At 69.2% G+C, this 18,273-nt stretch carries 16 protein-coding genes; 4 read left to right on the top strand and 12 right to left on the bottom strand.

Features of this window, described 5'->3' with window-relative positions; all coding sequences use genetic code 11:
• The first annotated feature begins 230 nt into the window (after positions 1–230).
• On the top strand, positions 231–806 hold the full coding sequence (locus OHB21_RS20760) for a dihydrofolate reductase family protein (RefSeq protein WP_067512044.1): 576 nt from the start codon (positions 231–233) through the stop codon (positions 804–806).
• 16 nt (positions 807–822) lie between these two features.
• On the opposite strand, the gene OHB21_RS20755 is transcribed toward OHB21_RS20760, so the two are convergent.
• The 5 genes from OHB21_RS20755 to OHB21_RS20735 all read right to left on the bottom strand — a co-directional run bounded on the left by OHB21_RS20755 (position 823) and on the right by OHB21_RS20735 (position 4,950).
• Positions 823–1,818: a sulfate/molybdate ABC transporter ATP-binding protein gene (locus OHB21_RS20755; RefSeq protein WP_195125778.1), complete on the bottom strand. Its 996-nt coding sequence runs from the start codon at positions 1,816–1,818 to the stop codon at positions 823–825.
• Positions 1,815–2,621 (bottom strand): sulfate ABC transporter permease subunit CysW, encoded by an 807-nt coding sequence (gene cysW, locus OHB21_RS20750; RefSeq protein WP_195125779.1) that lies wholly within the window; start codon positions 2,619–2,621, stop codon positions 1,815–1,817. The genes OHB21_RS20755 and cysW overlap by 4 nt, the downstream gene beginning before the upstream one ends.
• 55 nt (positions 2,622–2,676) lie before the next feature.
• A complete protein-coding gene (gene cysT / locus OHB21_RS20745; RefSeq protein ID WP_195125817.1) occupies positions 2,677–3,483 on the bottom strand; it encodes a sulfate ABC transporter permease subunit CysT in 807 nt (268 codons plus the stop codon).
• A gap of 129 nt (positions 3,484–3,612) precedes the next feature.
• On the bottom strand, positions 3,613–4,659 hold the full coding sequence (locus OHB21_RS20740; RefSeq protein ID WP_195125780.1) for a sulfate ABC transporter substrate-binding protein: 1,047 nt from the start codon (positions 4,657–4,659) through the stop codon (positions 3,613–3,615).
• Between the two features lie 201 nt (positions 4,660–4,860).
• The gene (locus OHB21_RS20735) at positions 4,861–4,950 is read right to left on the bottom strand and encodes an Ms4533A family Cys-rich leader peptide (protein WP_309546086.1); all 90 of its coding nucleotides are present in this window, start codon (positions 4,948–4,950) and stop codon (positions 4,861–4,863) included.
• 73 nt (positions 4,951–5,023) lie between these two features.
• Here OHB21_RS20735 and OHB21_RS20730 point away from each other — a divergent pair, with 73 nt between their 5' ends.
• Positions 5,024–6,085 carry a M48 family metallopeptidase gene (locus OHB21_RS20730; RefSeq protein ID WP_067512009.1) on the top strand — a complete coding sequence of 354 codons (1,062 nt, stop codon included), beginning with the start codon at positions 5,024–5,026 and terminating at the stop codon, positions 6,083–6,085.
• A 200-nt stretch (positions 6,086–6,285) separates the two neighbouring features.
• On the opposite strand, the gene OHB21_RS20725 is transcribed toward OHB21_RS20730, so the two are convergent.
• A complete protein-coding gene (locus OHB21_RS20725; RefSeq protein WP_195125821.1) occupies positions 6,286–6,564 on the bottom strand; it encodes a hypothetical protein in 279 nt (92 codons plus the stop codon).
• Positions 6,565–6,647: 83 nt separating this feature from the next.
• Here OHB21_RS20725 and OHB21_RS20720 point away from each other — a divergent pair, with 83 nt between their 5' ends.
• Complete coding sequence (locus tag OHB21_RS20720) at positions 6,648–8,612, top strand: glycoside hydrolase family 15 protein (RefSeq protein WP_084537980.1); 1,965 nt, start codon at positions 6,648–6,650, stop codon at positions 8,610–8,612.
• 66 nt (positions 8,613–8,678) lie between these two features.
• Here OHB21_RS20720 and OHB21_RS20715 read toward each other — a convergent pair whose 3' ends face one another.
• The 3 genes from OHB21_RS20715 to lepA form a co-directional block, all read right to left on the bottom strand.
• On the bottom strand, positions 8,679–10,469 hold the full coding sequence (locus tag OHB21_RS20715; RefSeq protein ID WP_067512013.1) for a dynamin family protein: 1,791 nt from the start codon (positions 10,467–10,469) through the stop codon (positions 8,679–8,681).
• A 76-nt stretch (positions 10,470–10,545) separates the two neighbouring features.
• Entirely contained in the window at positions 10,546–12,738 is a 2,193-nt protein-coding gene (locus OHB21_RS20710) for a hypothetical protein (RefSeq protein ID WP_113975239.1), read from the bottom strand.
• A 241-nt stretch (positions 12,739–12,979) separates the two neighbouring features.
• Positions 12,980–14,875, bottom strand: a complete 1,896-nt coding sequence (gene lepA, locus OHB21_RS20705; RefSeq protein WP_067511661.1) for a translation elongation factor 4 — start codon at positions 14,873–14,875, stop codon at positions 12,980–12,982.
• Between the two features lie 88 nt (positions 14,876–14,963).
• Between lepA and OHB21_RS20700 the strand changes: the two genes are divergently transcribed.
• On the top strand, positions 14,964–15,515 hold the full coding sequence (locus OHB21_RS20700) for a type II toxin-antitoxin system PemK/MazF family toxin (protein WP_067511659.1): 552 nt from the start codon (positions 14,964–14,966) through the stop codon (positions 15,513–15,515).
• A gap of 95 nt (positions 15,516–15,610) precedes the next feature.
• On the opposite strand, the gene OHB21_RS20695 is transcribed toward OHB21_RS20700, so the two are convergent.
• Genes OHB21_RS20695 through OHB21_RS20685 form a run of 3 tightly spaced genes read right to left on the bottom strand, consistent with a single transcriptional unit; the run spans position 15,611 to position 18,272 of the window.
• Complete coding sequence (locus OHB21_RS20695) at positions 15,611–16,399, bottom strand: aquaporin (protein WP_067511657.1); 789 nt, start codon at positions 16,397–16,399, stop codon at positions 15,611–15,613.
• Positions 16,400–16,458: 59 nt separating this feature from the next.
• Positions 16,459–17,301, bottom strand: a complete 843-nt coding sequence (locus OHB21_RS20690; protein ID WP_067511655.1) for a transglutaminase family protein — start codon at positions 17,299–17,301, stop codon at positions 16,459–16,461.
• The gene (locus OHB21_RS20685; RefSeq protein WP_067511653.1) at positions 17,298–18,272 is read right to left on the bottom strand and encodes an alpha-E domain-containing protein; all 975 of its coding nucleotides are present in this window, start codon (positions 18,270–18,272) and stop codon (positions 17,298–17,300) included. Before OHB21_RS20685 ends, OHB21_RS20690 begins: the two co-directional genes overlap by 4 nt.
• Position 18,273: the final 1 nt, after the last annotated feature.

The following is an 18,273-nucleotide window of genomic DNA, read 5'->3' as shown; positions in this document are numbered from 1 at the left end:
ACCGTTCGCCGGTCTACGGTTGCCCGTCGTCTGCCAGACGGCGGGCAACCGCGTCTCCCCGGTCGGCATCACGCAACGTCGGCAAGGATCAGTGTCTTTGTCGAATAAGTCGCGGCAGGTGAGACCGCGTCGAGCGATGAGATTGTGTGGTGCGCGGAGTCTCTACTTTCACACCCGCTCGCATCGAGGGGTGGCACGGTTCCCCATTGCGGGTGGACGACGGAGGTTCGATGAGCAATCCGATTCGGCTGTATATGTCGATGTCGCTGGACGGCTTCATCGCCGGGCCGGACGATCGGCCGGGACAGGAGCTCGGGCGTGGGGGCGGGCGGTTGTTCAACTGGCTCGACGACCGGGAATCCGACGGTCCCAGCGGGCAGATCTATCGCGAGGCGCTGGCCACCGGCGCGCTCATCTCCGGCCGGCGGACGTTCGAACTCGCCCGGCGCTGGCAAGGTGACCATCACGACGGCGTGCCGATCTTCGTCCTCACCCATCGCGTCGAGGACGGGGACGTGCCGCCCGGCCACGCGCGTTTCGTCACCGATGTCGACGACTGCGCGCGTCAAGCCCGTGCGGCCGCCGGTGACCGGCCCGTCATGGTCCACGGCGCAGGCGCGGCCCAATCACTGTTGCGCGCCGGGCATCTCGACGAGATGGAGATCCACCTCGTTCCGGTGCTCCTCGGCGAGGGCCGTCGGCTGTTCGACCATCTCGGCGACGAACACATCGAACTCGAGCTCGTCCGCCGCCTCGACGACCGGGACGTCACCCACCTTCGCTATCGGGTGCACCGCCCCGCGTGAGGGCGTAGGCAGCCCCTCACGTCTCCGGCAGCTCCGGGATGCGGGTCGCCCGCGCGTACACGGTCTCCCCGTCCGACAAGCGCAGCGCTTCCGCGTCGCCGCGGGTGACCTGGGCGGAGAAGCGGTCGCCGGTGGCGGCGTTGAGGAGGTCGACGCGGACCTCGAAGCCGAGGTGGACGACGCGCTCGACGGTGGCGCGGGTGACGCCGGCCGAATCGGCGGTGCCCTCGTCCTTGGCCAGCGCCATGCTGGGATCGCGGCCGATGCGGATGTCGTGCGGGCGCACCAGGTGGCCGTTGAGCCGCGCCACATCGCCGAGGAAGGACATGACGAATTCGTTGGCGGGCCGGTCGTAGACGTCCTCGGGGCTGCCGAACTGTTCGATGCGGCCCTTGTTCATCACCGCGATCCGGTCGGCGACGTCGAGCGCCTCCTCCTGGTCGTGGGTGACCAGCACGGTGGTGACGTGCACCTCGTCGTGCAGGCGGCGCAGCCAGGTGCGCAGATCGGCGCGGACCTTGGCGTCCAGCGCGCCGAACGGCTCGTCGAGCAGCAGCACCTGCGGGTCCACCGCGAGCGCGCGGGCCAGCGCCATGCGCTGGCGCTGACCGCCCGAGAGCTGCGCCGGGTACCGGTGCTGGAAGCCGTCCAGGCCGACGATGCCGAGCAGCTCGTCGACGCGCTTGGTGATCTCGGCCTTCGGACGCTTGCGGATCTTGAGGCCGAACGCGACGTTGTCGCGCACCGTCATGTGCTTGAACGCGGCGTAGTGCTGGAACACGAAGCCGATATCGCGCTTCTGCGGCGGCACGTGGGTCACGTCGTTGCCGGCGATCACCACGACGCCGGAATCCAGCGTCTCGAGTCCGGCCACAGCGCGCAGCAGCGTCGACTTGCCGGAGCCGGAGGGGCCCAGCAGGGCGGTCAGTTCGCCGGACGGGATCTCCAGGCTCACGTCGTCCAGCGCGGCGAAGGTGCCGTAGTTCTTTTTCGCACCGGTCACGGTGATCATTGGTCGCCCCGCTTGCGTTCGAAAAGGGTCATCAACAGAAGGGTCAGGATCGCTATGCCCATCAGCAGTGTCGCGGCGCTGTAGGCGCCGAACGTGTTGTGGTCATCGATGTAGCGGCTGTGCACCAGCAGGGTCAGCGTCTGGGAGACGCCCGCGAACCCCGACGACACCATGATCACCGCGCCGAATTCGCCGAGCGAACGGGCGACGGTGAGCACGATGCCGTAGCCGAGGCCCCAACGGATGGCCGGGAGGGTGATCCGCGCGAAGGTCTGCCAGCCGGAGGCGCCGAGGGTGGCCGCCGCCTGCTCCTGTTCGGTGCCGATCTCGTGCAGCACCGGCTCCACCTCGCGCACCACGAACGGCAAGGTCACGAAGATGGTGGCGATCACCATGCCGGGCAGGCCGAAGATCACCTTGAATCCGAGGTTCTCGATGCCGCCGAACCAACCGTGGGTGCCCCACAGCATGATCAGCGCGACACCGACCACGACCGGGGACACCGCGAACGGCAGGTCGACGATGCCCTGCACGATATTGCGCCCGGGGAAGTTGCCGCGCACCAGTGCCAGCGCCGTGATCACACCGAACACCACGTTGATCGGCACCACGATCGCGACGATCAGCAGCGAGAGCTGGAAGGCGGACTGGGCCGCCGGCGTGGTGATCGAATCGAAGAACGCGCCGATCCCGTTCTCGAAGGTGCGCCACAGGATGATCATGAGCGGCAGCACCACGAGCACGAACAGGTAGCCCAGTGCGATGGTGCGCAGCGAGATGCGCGTCGCAGCGGACGGTTTCATCGCGAACCCACCCCCCTCCGGACGCGCGGACGGCGCGTCTCGACGTAGTCGGTCATCAGCCGTTCCGATCCTTACGCGCGGTGCGCTCGGCGAGCAGCCGCAGCACGAGCAGCGCCACGAACGAGATCACCAGCAGCGCCACCGACACCGCCGCCGCGTTGAGCGGGCGGTCGATCTCGATCTGCTGCTGGATGTACTGCGAGGCCACCTGGGTGTCGCGCGGGATGTTGCCGCCGATCAGCACCACCGAGCCGAACTCGCCGATGGCGCGGGCGAAGGCCAGGCCGCCGCCGCTGATGATGGCCGGGGTGAGCGCGGGCAGCACGATCAGCCGGAACGTGGTCCAGTTGCTCGCGCCCAGCGAGAGCGCCGCCTGCTCGACCTCGCGGTCCACCTCGATCAGCACCGGCTGCACCGAACGCACCACGAACGGCAGTGTCACGAACGCCAGCGCCACCACCAGACCCGCCTTGGTGGCGTTGAGGTGGATGTCGATCGGGCTCTGCGGGCCGTACAGCGAGAGCAGCACGATGCTGGCCACGATGGTCGGCAGCGCGAACGGCAGGTCGATGAGCGCGTTCACCACGCCCTTGCCGGGGAAGTCGTCGCGCACCAGCACCCAGGCGATGAGCGTGCCCATCACCACGTTGATCAGCGCCACGATCACCGACACGAGGATCGTCACCCGCAGCGAGGCCAGCGCCACCGGCGCGGTCACCGCGTCCCAGAACCCGGACAAGCCCTGTTCGAAGGAGGCGACGGTGAGCGCGGCCAGCGGCAGCAGCACGATGACGCTGAGCCACAGCACCGCGATCGCGATGCCGAGATTCCCCGACGAGCCGGTGGCGCGCGCCCAGAACAGGCCGCCCCGCCGCGCTGGAGCCTTCTTCTCGGTGACACCGCCGGGACCGGGGGTGAGCCCGGTCCCGGCGGTACTGTCAGTACTGCTGTCAGTCACAGTTCGAGTATCCCGTGTGCCTTCGGCGACGACTCAGCTGGTGGCTTTGTCGTAGATCACAGCCACCGAGCCGGTGTCGGGCGCGAAGAGCTCGGAGTCCACGGTCTTCCAGCCACCGAGGTCATCGATGGTCCACACCTTCTCCGGCGTCGGGAAGTCGTTGGTGAAGTCGGCCGCGACCTGCGGGTCGACGGGGCGGAAACCGGCCTCGGCCCAGGCGCGCTGGCCCTCGGGGGTGAACAGGAAGTCGCGGAACGCGGTGGCCTTCTCGAGGTTCTTGCTGTTCTTCAGCACCGCGACCGGGTTCTCGATCTTGAACGTGGTGGCGGGCACCACGAAGTCGATCGGGCTGCCGCCGCGCTGGATGAACAGCGCCTCGTTCTCGTAGCTGAGCAGCACGTCACCGGTGCCCTGCAGGAAGGTCTCGGTGGCCTCGCGACCCGACTTCGGCTGCACCTTGATGTGCTCGGGGGTCACCAGCTGGCTCAGGTAGTCGATACCGGCCTGCGGGTTCTCGCCGCCGTTGGACTTCTCGGCGTAGGGCGCCAGCAGGTTCCACTTGGCCGCGCCGGAGCTGAACGGGTTCGGGGTCACCACCTCGACGCCGGGCTGGAGCAGGTCGTCCCAGGTCCGGATGTTCTTGGGGTTGCCCTCGCGGACCACGAGCACCACCACCGAACCGAACGGAATGCCCTTGTCGGCGCCCTGGTTCCAGTTCTCGTCCACCAGGCCGGCGTCGACCAGGCGGGTGATGTCGGGCTCGACGGAGAAGTTCACGATGTCGGCCTCGGCGCCGTCGCGCACCTTGCGGGACTGGTCGCCGGAGGCACCGTAGGACTGCTGGATCTGCACGCCCTCACCGGCCTCGGTCGCGTTGAACGCGGGGATGACCTTGTCGAAACCGGGCTTGGGCACGGCGTAGGCGTAGAGGTTCAGGGTGCCGCCGCTGCCGTCGGCCCCACCTCCGCCCACCTCGTCGCTGGCTCCACCGCCGCACGCGGTGAGAACGACCGCCGCGACCGCGGTGAGGGTGACGGCGGCATGGCGTCGGCGCTGGGAGAGCCAAGATGTGCGAGACATGGGAGGTGGACCTTTCCTGCGACCGCCATCGGTGGGACTGTCCGTGGCGGAATAGTTCATGTCGATCGAGGTAGACCTGCCGCCGGAGGAAACGGCAGTGGCGCGACTACCGGTCGGAAAGACCGGCGGGGATCGGGAACGTCTGCGAAAAGATTGCGCGCCAGTCTACGGGCAGGGACGCGCGGACGTACCCGGGGCCGATCAGCGACAGAGAATGTCCGCGACAGCGAGATTGCCGACAGCGATCAACGCCAATTCATGGCGGACCTGCGGGACGGCACTCGAAGACACGGGCAGACTGTAGCAGAGCATTACGGTGGAGAACGAATCGAACAGAATTCCTGAACAAGGGGGGTTTCATCCCATGACCAACAGCCCGGACCGGGTGCGCGCGCACTTCCCCGAGATCAGCACCCGCACGTGGGAACACCCGGCCGATCGCACCGCGCTGGTGACGCTGCGCTCGCTGAGCGGATTCGACACCGTGCTGCGCACGCTGTCGGGTTTGCTGCAAGAACGCCAGCACCGGCTGCTGTACCTGGCGACGGCGGTGCGGGTGGACGACAAGCAGTTCCGCACGCTGCATCACCTGCGGGCGGATTGCGTGCGCATCCTGGACGCGCCCACCACGCCGGAGATGTTCGTGCTGCAGAGCCCGCAGGTGAACGCCTTCACCATCGGCATGGACCGGCCGTTCATCGTGCTCACCACCGGGTTGATCGAGCTGATGGACACCGAGGAGCTGCGGTTCGTGGTGGGGCACGAGCTCGGGCACGCGTTGTCGGGGCACGCGGTGTACCGCACCATGCTCATGCATCTGCTGCGCATCTCATCGTCGTTCGGGTGGATGCCGGTGGGCGGCTGGGCGTTGCGCGCGATCGTGGCGGCGCTGATGGAGTGGAGCCGCAAGTCCGAACTGTCGGGCGACCGCGCCGGGCTGCTGTGCGGGCAGGACGTGGAGGCGTCGGTGCGCGTGCACATGAAGACGGCGGGCGGCGCGTGGCTCACCGAGATGAACCACGGCGCGTTCCTGGCCCAGGCCGACGACTACGAGCGGTCCGGCGATCTGCGCGACGGCGTGCTCAAGCTGCTGAATCTCGAACTGCAGTCGCATCCGTTCTCGGTGCTGCGGGCGGCCGAGCTGCGCCGCTGGATCCAGTCCGGCGAGTACGAGCGCATCCTCGGCGGCGACTACCCGCGCCGCGCGCACGACAAGAACGCCCGCATCAGCGACGAGATCAAGGGCGCGGCGCGCACCTACCGCCAGAACTTCGACCAGTCCGAGGACCCGCTGATCCGCACCGTGCGCAACCTGAGCCGCGATGTGGGCGCGGCCGTCGGCACGGTGGGCCAGGAGGTCGGCGAGACGGTCTCCAAGCTCGGTAAGCGCCTGTCGGATTGGCGCAACGGGGAGGGCAAGGACTGAGCGCGACGGGCCGGATGTTCGCGTCGCCGCAGCCGCGCGCTCGGAAGAACGCGGCCCGGCGAGTTCACCGACCCCGCGCGACTGGAAGCGCATACCGGAGCGGTCATAGACGTCGGGAAGCGCTCAGCGCGTGAAGAACCAGGCGATCACGACGAGCGCGAGCAGGGCGATGAGGGCGAGTTGCACCCGGGAGCGCGGCATCAGCGGACTCCGCTCTGCGCGGGCTCGCGGCGCGCGTCCTCGCGCACCGGGAAGTCCGCGGGCAGCGGCGGACCGGCGATGGCGGCGGCCTCCTCGCGGGCGACCACGCGGTCGCGCCCGAGCAGGCGCAGGACGGCGCGCAGGGAGCGGTCGAGCAGGTAGGCGATGCCGAGGCTGACGGGCACCATGCCGATCAGCACCACGAGGAACTGCGGGAGGAACGGCAGACCCGCCACCCACAATTCGAAACCGTCCCACCAACCCGCGATGCGCTGCACGATCTCCAGCCTACTGCGCGCTCGCGCGGCGGCCCTCGGCGCGTGCGGTGGACGGCGGACGCGTCGCGCCCCGATGATGGGGTATGGCGTCGACCGATGATCTGCCCGTCCCCAGCATGCTCACCGAATCCAGGCACCACGGCTCGTTCCCGCCCATCGACGACTACGCCTTCCTCTCCGACTGCGAGACCAGCTGCCTGGTGGCCAGCAACGGCGCGGTGGAGTGGATGTGCGTACCGCGCCCCGACTCCCCCAGCGTGTTCGGCGCGATCCTGGACCGCAGCGCCGGGCATTTCCGCGTCGGCCCGTACGGCGTCAACGTGCCCGCCGCGCGCCGCTACCTGCCCGGCGGCATGATCCTGGAGACCACCTGGCAGACCGACACCGGCTGGCTGATCGTGCGCGACGCGCTGGTGCTCGGCACCTGGCACAACAACGATCAGCGCAGCCGCACACACCGCCGCACCCCCATGGACTGGGACGCCGAGCACATGCTGCTGCGCACGGTGAAGTGCGTGAGCGGCACGGTGGAACTGGAGGTGAGCTGCGAGCCCGCCTTCGACTACCACCGCGCCGCCGCGCACTGGGAATACACCGGCAAGGTGTACGAGGAGGCCACCGCCCGCTGCGTCGACGATTCGGGCCAGGGTCCCGCGCTGGTGCTCACCACCGATCTGCGCCTCGGCCTCGAGGGACGCGAGGCGCGGGCCAGGACCAGGATGAAGGACGGCGACGAGAAGTACGTCGCGCTCACTTGGTCGGATCTGCCCGCCCCGAAGACATTCGCGGACGCGGCCGAGAAGATGTGGGCCACCACCGAGTGCTGGCGGCAGTGGATCACGCTCGGCAAGTTCCCCGACCATCCGTGGCGCAGCTACCTGCAGCGCAGCGCGCTCACGCTCAAGGGACTCACCTACGCGCCGACCGGTGCGCTGATGGCGGCGGCCACCACCTCGCTGCCGGAAACCCCTGGCGGCGAACGCAATTGGGACTACCGCTACACCTGGGTACGGGACGCCAGCTTCGCGCTGTGGGGCCTGTACACGCTGGGCCTGGACCGCGAGGCCAACGACTTCTTCGCCTTCCTCAACGACGCCACCACCGGCGAACGGGGCGAACCCGTGCCGCTGCAAGTGCTCTACGGCATCGGCGGCGAACGCGAACTCACCGAGCAGGAGCTCGACCACCTCTCCGGCTACGAGGGCGCCCACCCGGTGCGCATCGGCAACGGCGCCTACAACCAGGACCAGCACGACATCTGGGGCACCATGCTCGACGCGGTGTACCTGCACGTGAAATCGCGCCAGCAGGTGCCGGAGACGCTGTGGCCGCTGCTGGAGCGCCAGGTGAACGCGGCCATCGCGCACTGGCGCGACCCCGATCGCGGTATCTGGGAAGTGCGCGGGGAGCCCCAGCATTTCACCTCGTCGAAGGTGATGTGCTGGGTCGCGCTGGACCGCGGCGCGAAGCTGGCCGAACTGCACGGGCAGTTCGAGCGGGCGAGCGAATGGTACGAGATCGCGGAGACGATCAAGGCCGATGTGCTCGCCCACGGCGTCACCCCCGAAGGGGTGTTCACCCAGACCTACGGCGGCACGACGCTGGACGCCTCGCTGCTGCTGGTGGTGCTGACCCGCTTCCTGCCGTCCGACGACCACCGCGTCCGCGCGACCGTGCTCGCGATCGCCGACCACCTCACCGAGAACGGACTGGTGCTGCGCTACCGCACCGAGACCACCGACGACGGATTGTCCGGCGAGGAGGGCACGTTCACCATCTGCTCGTTCTGGCTGGTGTCGGCGCTGGTGGAGATCGGCGAACTACAACGCGCCAGGCACCTGTGCGAGCGGCTGCTCGGCTACGCCAGCCCGCTGCGGCTCTACGCCGAGGAGATCGACCCGCGCAGCGGACGCCACCTCGGCAACTATCCGCAGGCGTTCACCCACCTGGCGCTGATCAACGCGGTGACGCACGTGATCCGGGCCGAGGAGTCCCGCGACGCAAGCCAGTTCCAGCCCGCGCACACTCCGGCGGCGCGGACGCTCTGAACGGGGGTGGGGTGGGTCGGGCGGCCAGCGCCGCGGCACGGATGCCTGACCCGTCGGCGGGCTGGGTCAGGCGGTCAGCGCCTCGGCGCGGTCGCGTAGCGCGCGCAGGCTCGACAGCTGCGCTTCGAGATCGGCGATGCGCTCCTCGCGGCGGTCGCCGTACTTGCTGTAGGACTCCTCCGCCGCGCGCAACGCGTCGTCGGCGGTGCGCAGTACCTCGTCGGCGATATCGGTGAAGTGGTCGCGCAGCGCGCGCTGCACGGCGCGCAGGCGATTGCGCGACTCCTTGCTCACTTGGAAGATCACGTCGTCCATGAGTCGCGCGACCGCGACCTTGGCCTCCGACCGGCGGCGCAGTTTGCGGTTCTTGCGGTCGTCCCAGATCGCGTTGACGCCGAGCAGTACGCCCGCGCCGGCCGAGTACCAGTTCACCAGCGACATGCCGAGCAGGCTGGTGGCCAGGCCGACCATGAGGATGCCGCCGTAGGAGCCGCGCAGACCCGACAGGAACTGTTCGGTCACCGCGGGTTTCGCGCTGTCCAGCGATTCGAGCGGGGCCACCGGCTCGAGCACCTCGCCCGGATTGGCCAGGCGCAGATCCGGCAGCGGCGGGGTGCGGTTGTCGGCGGGGAACTTCGCGGCCACCTGCTCGCACAGCTCCACCGAGCGGTAGTGCGCCATGACGAAGTTCTCCTCGACCGCCTCGCAGATGCGCGCGTCGAGGTCCTCGCCGAACTCCTTCCAGGTGCGCGCCGGATCGGTGCGCGCGATGTCGGCTTCGGCGTCGCGCACCAGGCTGCGCAACCGGTGGCGCAGGTCGTGCTCGATATCGGCCATCAGCTCGGTCGCGCCGTCGGCCAGCGCGAGCTGCCAGTTGGCGGTGCGCTGGCGCAGCCGGTCGGCGTCCTCGCGCGCGGCGGCCAGCTGCTGGGTGATCTGGGCCCGGCGGCTCGGGTCGCGCAGCGACTCGGCCTCGGTGTAGAGGGTGACGGCCAGGTGGTCGGAGACCAGCCGGATGTCGCGCAGCGCCGAGTCCCGCGCGACGGCGTCGGCGCGGGCCACCACGTAGTCACGCAGGTGGTCGATCAGCTGCGGCACCCCGGATTCGATATCGCGCTGGTAGTTGCCCGCCTGGCGGTGCAGCAGCGCCGAGACCGGCGCCACCGCGAAACCGAGGCCCGCGGCGTCGAGCAGATCGCGATCGCGCTGCTGCACGTGCGACCACTGCGGGTACATGTCGATCTTGTTCAGCACGCAGATCACCGTGGGGCACAACTGCTGCACACGCTGCAGGTACTCCAGCTGCGCGGGCGTCAGCTCGGCCGCGGCCTCGGTCACGTAGAGCACCGCGTCGGCGGCGGCGATCATCGACCAGCGGGTGCGCTCGTCACCGGAGCCCGGCGCGTCCATCAGGACGATGCCGTCGGCGAGCAGCTGGCTCGGCTCAGTGAACTCGGCCCGCACCACACCCTTCGCGAACAGCGCGGGGCCGGGGTCGAGCGGGTCCACCGGCTGGCGTTCGGTGTGGCCCGGCCCCACCGACTTCACCAGCGTGGCACTGGCCTCCGGGCCGTACTCCACGATCACGGGGGCGCTCACCGCGGTGTCGGTGGCGCTGACCTGCGCGCCGACCAGACTGTTGACCAGCGTGCTCATCCCGTTCTTCGGATCGCCGACGACGACCAGACGCACCCGGGGATCGCCGATGCGGGCGCGGACCATGCCCAGGCGTGCGCCCAGGTCGTCGCGTCCCGCGGATCGAGCCGTCTCCCGCAGTTCGTCCAGTATCCGGATGAGCGGCGTCATCGCGTCCGGATGTTTCACCGTCGCGGACCCCAGCCCGGCTGCGGCAGACAAGCCTCCTCCTAACTCCCGTGTGGTCTCGTTCGTCGATAAGCCGTCCCGGACAGTGTCCGTCGTTCCCCTCGCCCGGTCAGATCCGGTAGAACAGGTCGGCGTCGTGAGCGGTGTGGACAGGCTGGTGGTACCCGATCGTGTCGGGCAGCAATCCTGAACTCAGTCCACCGGCGAGCAACGAGTGGTCGGCGCTGCCCGCGGTCGCCACGTGATGGTAGGCGGCCAGGTTGTCGTCATCGCTGATCGGGCGGGGCTTGGGCGGCTCCACGATGGTCGGCGGCTTGACCGGCGCCGGGTTCACCGTGGTCGGCGCGACGGTCGGCACCTCCACCGTCGGCACGTCCACCGTGGCGGTCGGGACGTCGACCGTGGGCACGTCGGCGGTGGGCGCCGAGGTCGGCACGTCGACGGTCGCGGTCGGGACCGAGACGGTGGGGACGTCGGCGGTCGCGCTGGGCACCGACGGGGTGCCCGCGGAACCGCCGGTGTCGGTGCCCGTGCCGCCCGTGGTCGGCGATCCGGTGCCCGAGTTGCCGGTACCGCCGCCGGGGGTACCGGTGGGCTGGGTGACGGTCGCGCCCGGCGTCTTGGTGATCGTCGAATCCGAGCCGCCGCCGTTGCCCTGGGTGGGCGGCACGGTGACACCTGGCGTCTTCGTGACGCCCGGGGTCAGCGTGACATCGGTGTCAGGCTTGGTCGGTGTGGGCACCGACGGGGTGGGCACCGTCTGGGTGATCGTGGTCGGCACCGAGGGCGCCGTGCTGCCAGGTTCGACCGTCGGCGTGCTCGGCGAGCCGGTGGGCGGCGTGACGGTGGGCTCCGGAGTTTTCACCGGACGATCCACGAACAGCGCGGGCACCACCGCCGCGGGCGCGGTCAGCGGGGACGGCACGTCGGGAGTGCCGATGACATTCGCGATCGGGGTGCTCGCGGCCTCCGGCTGGATCGTCGTCTGCAACGGGGTGGCCACCACGGGAGCCGCCGCGGCGGCCGCGGGAGCCGGCGCGACAGGTGCGGGAACCGGAGCCGGAGCGGGGACGACCGGCGCGGGAGCCGCGGCGGGCGCCACCGGCGGGGCGACCGCCTGCGGGGCGGGCGCGGCGTGCGGCGCGGGCTGCGCGGCCGGGGCGATCTGCGGGGTGGCGCTGGTGGTGGCGGGCGCGACGCCCGAGCCCGAAAGTCCGCCGCCTACACCGGGAGTCGAGGCGCCCGGCTGCTCGCCGACGCGCGGCGTGGCCGGATCCTGACGCGAACCGGACAGCCAGTCGGAGAAGTTGTCGAGCTGGGTGCCGATATCGGTGCCCGCCGCCGTCTTCACCGCGAACTCGGCCGAGGCCTCGACGCGCAGATCGGTGGTGAGATACATCCCGTCGGGGCCGATGCCCATATCGACTTCGAGCTTGGTCCAGATCTCGGCGCTGCCCTCGACACCGAGGTACACCCCGAAATCGCCGGGCGCGTCGAAATCGGCGGGCGTGCCGACGCCGCCGAACATGTCGCCGTACGAATTACCCGGCTGCGCAAAGGGATTGGTCGGCTCGTCCAGACCCGGCTCGCGGTCCGACGACGCCGAGCGCTCCGACGCGGCGGTCTCCTCGGTGCGTCCCGCGGCCGGAATCTTGGGCAGCGCGAAGGGATTCGAGCCCGGCGCGAGGAAGCCCTCCGAACCCGGCAGCCCGAAACCGTGCCCGGCCTGGCCGAGCCCGTGGCCCGGCAGGCCGAAACCGCCTTGCTGTTCCCACCATTCGTACGGCGAGGAGCCGCCGGGTACCGATTCGACCGGCGGCTGCGTCTGTTCCCACGGATTCTGGTCCGCGTAGCCCGGGGCGGAACCCTGCTCGTCCCACCATTCATACGGGTTGTTGTTCTCGGTCTCGCCCGGACGGAGTTGTCCGTCGACGCGGGGGTTCCAGTGGCCCTCGGGCGCGGGCGCCGGGCCGAACTGAAGTCCGGGTGCGGGCGCCTGCGCGCCGACCGGATCGGGCGTGTAGGGCAGATCGTCCGGATCGGGGTCCGGGAAGGTCACCACCGGGCTCGGCACATCCGGATCGGGATCGGCGGAGGACGCCCACCCGGTGTTCCAGCTGTCCAGACGCTGGCCGCCCGGCTGGGCCGGGACCCCGCCGCCGTTGGCGGCCACCAGGGCACCGCCGGTGACGTACGCGCCCGCACGGGCGACACGCGCGACCCCCGTGGCCACGCGGTAGGCGGTGTCGCCCGGCTGCTCAGCGCCCTCGGAGTCGTCGTCGAAGGGCAGGTCACGCGTCATGCAAGCTCCACATCTCGGGTCTCCAGCGATCCTCACCATGCCGGGCAGCCGAGTGAAGATCACCTAACGATATTTCCGGAGAACCCAGCTGTCACATCCACGGAGTCGGTGATCCCCCCGGAGGTGGTGAGCACCACAACCTTGCCACCCCGCCGATCGGACGCCAAGCCCCTTTTTCACGGGTATATCGAACTGGACAACATACCAGTTCAACGGGGGTTTCCGCACCCGGAACCGACCGCTACTTCTTGTCCTTGGGCTTGTCGGACTGGGCGTCCGAGGACAGCGCGGCAACGAAGGCCTCCTGCGGCACGTCGACCCGGCCGATGGTCTTCATGCGCTTCTTGCCCTCCTTCTGCTTCTCCAGCAGCTTGCGCTTACGGCTGATGTCACCGCCGTAGCACTTGGCGAGCACGTCCTTGCGGATGGCGCGAATGTTCTCGCGGGCGATGATCTTCGAGCCGATCGCCGCCTGGATCGGCACCTCGAACTGCTGGCGCGGAATGAGTTCGCGCAGCTTGGTGGTCATCTTGTGGCCGTAGGCCTGGGCCGCGTCCTTGTGCACGATCGCCGAGAAGGCGTCCACCGCCTCACCCTGCAACAGGATGTCCACCTTCACCAGCTGCGATTCCTGCTCGCCCGACTCCTCGTAGTCCAGCGAGGCGTAGCCGCGGGTGCGCGACTTCAGCGAATCGAAGAAGTCGAAGATGATCTCGGCCATCGGCATCGTGTAGCGCAGCTCGACGCGCGTCTCGGACAGGTAGTCCATGCCGCCGAGCTCGCCGCGCCGCGCCTGGCACAGCTCCATGATCGAGCCGATGAACTCGCTCGGCGTGATGATGGTGCACTTCACGACGGGCTCGAACACCCTGCGCACCTTGCCTTCCGGCCAGTACGAGGGGTTGGTCACCACCTGCTCGGAACCATCCTCCATCTCCACCCGATACACCACGTTGGGCGCGGTGGAGATGAGGTCCAGATCGAACTCGCGCTGCAACCGCTCCCGGGTGATCTCCATGTGCAGCAGGCCCAGGAAGCCGCACCGGAAGCCGAAGCCCAGCGCCACCGAGGTCTCGGGGGCGTAACTCAGGGCGGCGTCGTTGAGTTGGAGCTTCTCCAGCGCGTCGCGCAGGTCCGGGTAGTCCGAGCCGTCCACGGGATAGAGGCCGGAGTACACCATCGGGCGCGGTTCGCGGTAGCCGGTGAGCGGCTCGACCGCACCGCCGCGCGCCGCCGTGACCGTGTCGCCGACCTTGGACTGGCGCACATCCTTCACGCCGGTGATCAGGTAGCCGACCTCACCGACGCCGAGTCCCGCGGTGGGCTTGGGCTCGGGCGAGACGATGCCGATCTCGAGCAGCTCGTGTGTCGCGCCGGTCGACATCATCTTGATCTTCTCGCGGGGGGTGAGCTTGCCGTCCACCACGCGCACGTAGGTCACCACGCCGCGGTAGGTGTCGTAGACGGAGTCGAAGATCATCGCGCGGGCCGGGGCGTCGGCGTCGCCCACCGGCGGCGGGACCTGGCGGATCACCTCGTTCAGCAACTCGGGCACGCCCACACCGGTCTTGCCCGAGACGCGCAGTACGTCCGACGGCTCGCAGCCCACGATGTGGGCCAGCTCGGCGGCGTAGCGGTCCGGGTCGGCGGCGGGCAGGTCGATCTTGTTCAGCACCGGGATGATCGTCAGATCCTTGTCCAGTGCCAGATACAGGTTCGCCAGCGTCTGCGCCTCGATGCCCTGGGCCGCGTCCACCAGCAGGACCGCGCCCTCACACGCCTCCAGCGCGCGCGACACCTCGTAGGTGAAGTCGACGTGGCCGGGGGTGTCGATGAGGTGCATCACATAGTCGGTGTCGTCCACCTGCCACGGCAGCCGCACGTTCTGCGCCTTGATGGTGATGCCGCGTTCGCGCTCGATGTCCATCCGGTCCAGGTACTGGGCGCGCATCGCCCGTTCCTCGACCACACCGGTCAGCTGCAGCATCCGGTCGGCCAGCGTCGACTTGCCGTGGTCGATGTGGGCGATGATGCAGAAGTTCCGGATCCGCGACGGATCGGTGAACGTCGTGTCGGCGAAGCTGGCGGGCACTCCACTCCTTGGCTGGTCCGGGCAAACTGCGCTCCATCGTCCCATGCGCGCGGGCGGCGGCCGACCGCACCCGGTCCGAGAGCGCCGTCCCGGGCCGGATGTGTAGTCGTCACCGCACCGTTATTCTCCAGGGATGGCCCGAAGTTGGAACTCTCTCGGCAAGCAGTTGAGCCTGATCGCGAAGGAGCAGGGTCCCAAGATCGTCAAGCAGCAGGCCCCGAAGCTGGTCGAGAGACTGGTCGGCGCCGCTCAGCGCAGGCGTGATCGAAGCCCGGCCGTGCGCCCCACCGCGTCCCCGCCCGTGCCGACCGCCGAGCGGGCCCGCCAGATCGTCTACTGCCCGCACCTGGACGGGCGTGCCGATCCCGGCGAGATCGTGTGGACCTGGGTGCCCTACGAGGAGGACCCGAGCAACGGCAAGGACCGCCCGGTGCTGGTGGTCGGGCGCGACCGGCGCACCTTGCTGGGGCTGATGCTCTCGTCGAATCCCGAACGCGCGCACGATCGCAACTGGGTCGGCATCGGCAGCGGCAGCTGGGACCACGACGGCAGGCCGAGCTGGGTCCGGCTGGACCGGGTGCTGGACGTGCCGGAGGCGGGCATCCGCCGCGAGGGCGCCATCCTGGCGCGCAAGACCTTCGACCTGGTCGCGCACCGGCTCGTCATCGAATACCACTGGAGCTGAACGCGTCGCGGCCCCGATTCCACGGGGGAACCGGGGCCGCGCACGAGAATTCGCTCAGCTGAGCATTTCGCGGCTGAGTTCACCCACCCCGCCGGCTACGCCGGCTGCCGTCCCCGTCGCCCGAAAAGCAGTCCGTAGACCAGTGCCCCGAGCACACCGCCTATCAGCGGGAACACCACGAACGCCCACACCTGGCCGCCCGCGCCCTCCTGATAGAAGGCCACGCCGAGGCTACGCGCCGGGTTGACCGAGGTGTTGTCCACCGGGATCGAGATCAGGTGGATCACCGCCAGCGTGACGCCGATGGACAGACCGGCCAGCGGCACGTCGGAGATCTGGTCGGTGGAGGCCAGCACCACGAACACCAGCAGCGCCGTGAGCATCACCTCGATGATGATCATCGCGGCCATGCCGTAACCGTCGCGGATCACGACCTCGCCCAGCGGGCCGGTCTCCGCCGACGGGCTGTGCGGGCCCCAGCCGTTGGCGCCGAGTCCGTCGGTCTTGCGGTCGTAGGACGGCAGGTTCTTCGCGATGGCGAAGAGCACCAGGCCCGAGAGGAACGCGCCGATCAACTGCGCGACAACGTATCCCGCCGCGCTCACCGCCGAGAGGCGCCCCAGGATCAACTGTCCCAGCGTGACCGCCGGATTCACGTGACACCCCGAGATCGGGCCGATCGCGTACACCAGGAACAACAGCGTGAGGCCGAAGGCGAGCGCCACACCCAGCGCGCCGACCCGCTCACCCGCCAGTACCGCGGTGCCGACGCCACCCATGACGAGCACGAACGTGCCGAGTGCCTCGGCCGCCCATTTCTTCCCCTCGGGAACCGGCCCGTCCTCGGCCAGTTCCTCGACAACTTCCTGCGCTGTCGGAGACATACAGACACCTTCCGCTCGAGCCGAACCCCACTGCCAGAAGAAGTACCGCGAAATGGACGCTACGCCAGACGGGTGATCTCTACAACGACCTCGAGGTCTGTCGAACCGCCGCCCGAGAAAATTCCTTTCAGCGGCGGCACATCCGCGTAATCGCGACCCACCCCGACCGACACGTGTTGTTCACTGATCGGAATGTTGTTGGTGGGGTCGTATCCCCACCATTGGCCGGTCCACGCCTCGATCCAGGCGTGTGACTGTCCAGCGACGGTGTCATCGATGCGGGCCGACGGGTTCGGATGCAGATATCCGGAGACATAGCGACTCGGAATCCCCATGCTGCGCAACAAAACAAGCGTCAAATGCGCGTAATCCTGGCACACGCCTTGCCGATCGGCGAATGCTTCGACGGCCGAGGTGTGCACCGAGGTGGTACCCGCCAGATAGGTCATTTCGCGGTGCACCCATTCGGAGGCTTTGATCACCGCTTTGGCCGGCGATACGCCGCGACTGTGCTGGCGCGCGATGGTGGCGAGTTTGCGATCGCGCGGCACATACGCGGTGGGTTGGAGCAATTCGTCGTATCGATCCGCGACGTGGTCGGCGCGCAGTTCCTCCCAGGACAGTTCCTCGGCGGGCCCGGTGAACGGTTCGGTCTCCACGACCGACGACCCCGTCACCTCCAGTTCCGTGTGCGGGGCGTGCAAGTCGAACGCGGTGACGGCCGTGCCCCAGTAGTCCGTGTAGCGATAGGACCGCGTGGAGGGCACCGTCTCGACCCGGTTCAGGATGACGTTCTGCCTGCTGTCCGCGCGCGGCGTCAGCCTGGCCTCGTTGAACGACCGGGTGACCGGCGCGTCGTACACGTAACCGGTGGTGTGCACCACCCTGATCCGCCAGCTCATACTTCCCCCTCCACGTGCACGCGATGGTCGTGACTGCTGCGCAGATCCGTCCACGCCACCCAGGGCGCGGCGTGGAAGTACTGCAACGCGATGGCCTCGCTGACTTCGCGGCAGGTCTTCTGCAACGTGAGCAGGCGATCCTGCAGGTCCTCCAGCAGCGCGCCGGGCGGCAGGAATTCGAGTTCGCTGCGCGCGCGGCCCAGCAGGCGCTGCGCCTCGTGCCGGGCGCCGACCCGGCTGCTGGGCCGCTGATCCAGTTCGGTCAGGCAGGATTCGGCCACCCGCACCGCGTGGAACACCGACCGCGGGAACAGCCGGTCGAGCAGGATGAACTCCGCCACGCGGTTCGCGTCCAGCGCCCCGCGATGGGTGCGCAGGTAGGTGTCGTGCGCGCCCGCCGAACGCAGCAACGTCACCCAGGCGGGCGAGGAGGTGCGGTCGCCGGCGCGCGAGAGCAGCAGGCGCACCATCATGTCCACGCGCTCGATGGAACGGCCGAGCAGCAGGAAGCGGTACCCGTCGTCGCGGCTGAGCGTGGAATCGGACAGGCCGGCGAACATGGCGGCGCGGTCCTTGACGTAGGAGAAGAACTCGTGCGGGCCGAGGCTGCGCGCGGCCCGCTCCGCCGCGTGCAGGCCGTTGAAGGTGGCGTTCAGGCACTCCCACATCTCGCTGGAGGTGACTTCCCGCGCGCCCCTGGCGTTCTCGCGGGCGTTCGCGATCGAGTCCACGATGGAACCGCCGTGCTCGTGACTGAACCCGACCAGGTCGGTCACCGCCCACACGTCCAGCGTGCCCTCGGGCGGGTCGATGCCGAGCACCTTCAGCAGCACCCGCGAGGTGCGGTCGGGATCGACGGTGGCGTCCTCGAGCAGTTGGTGCACGGCCACGTCCAGGATGCGCGCGGTGTCGTCGGCGCGTTCGGTGTAGCGGCCTATCCAGTACAGGGATTCGGCGTTGCGAGCCAGCATG

The sequence above is a fragment of the Nocardia puris genome (assembly GCF_036051655.1).
GTDB classification, from domain to species: domain Bacteria; phylum Actinomycetota; class Actinomycetes; order Mycobacteriales; family Mycobacteriaceae; genus Nocardia; species Nocardia puris.
Note: the sequence above shows the minus strand (reverse complement) of the source record. Positions and strands in the feature narration are given on the sequence as shown.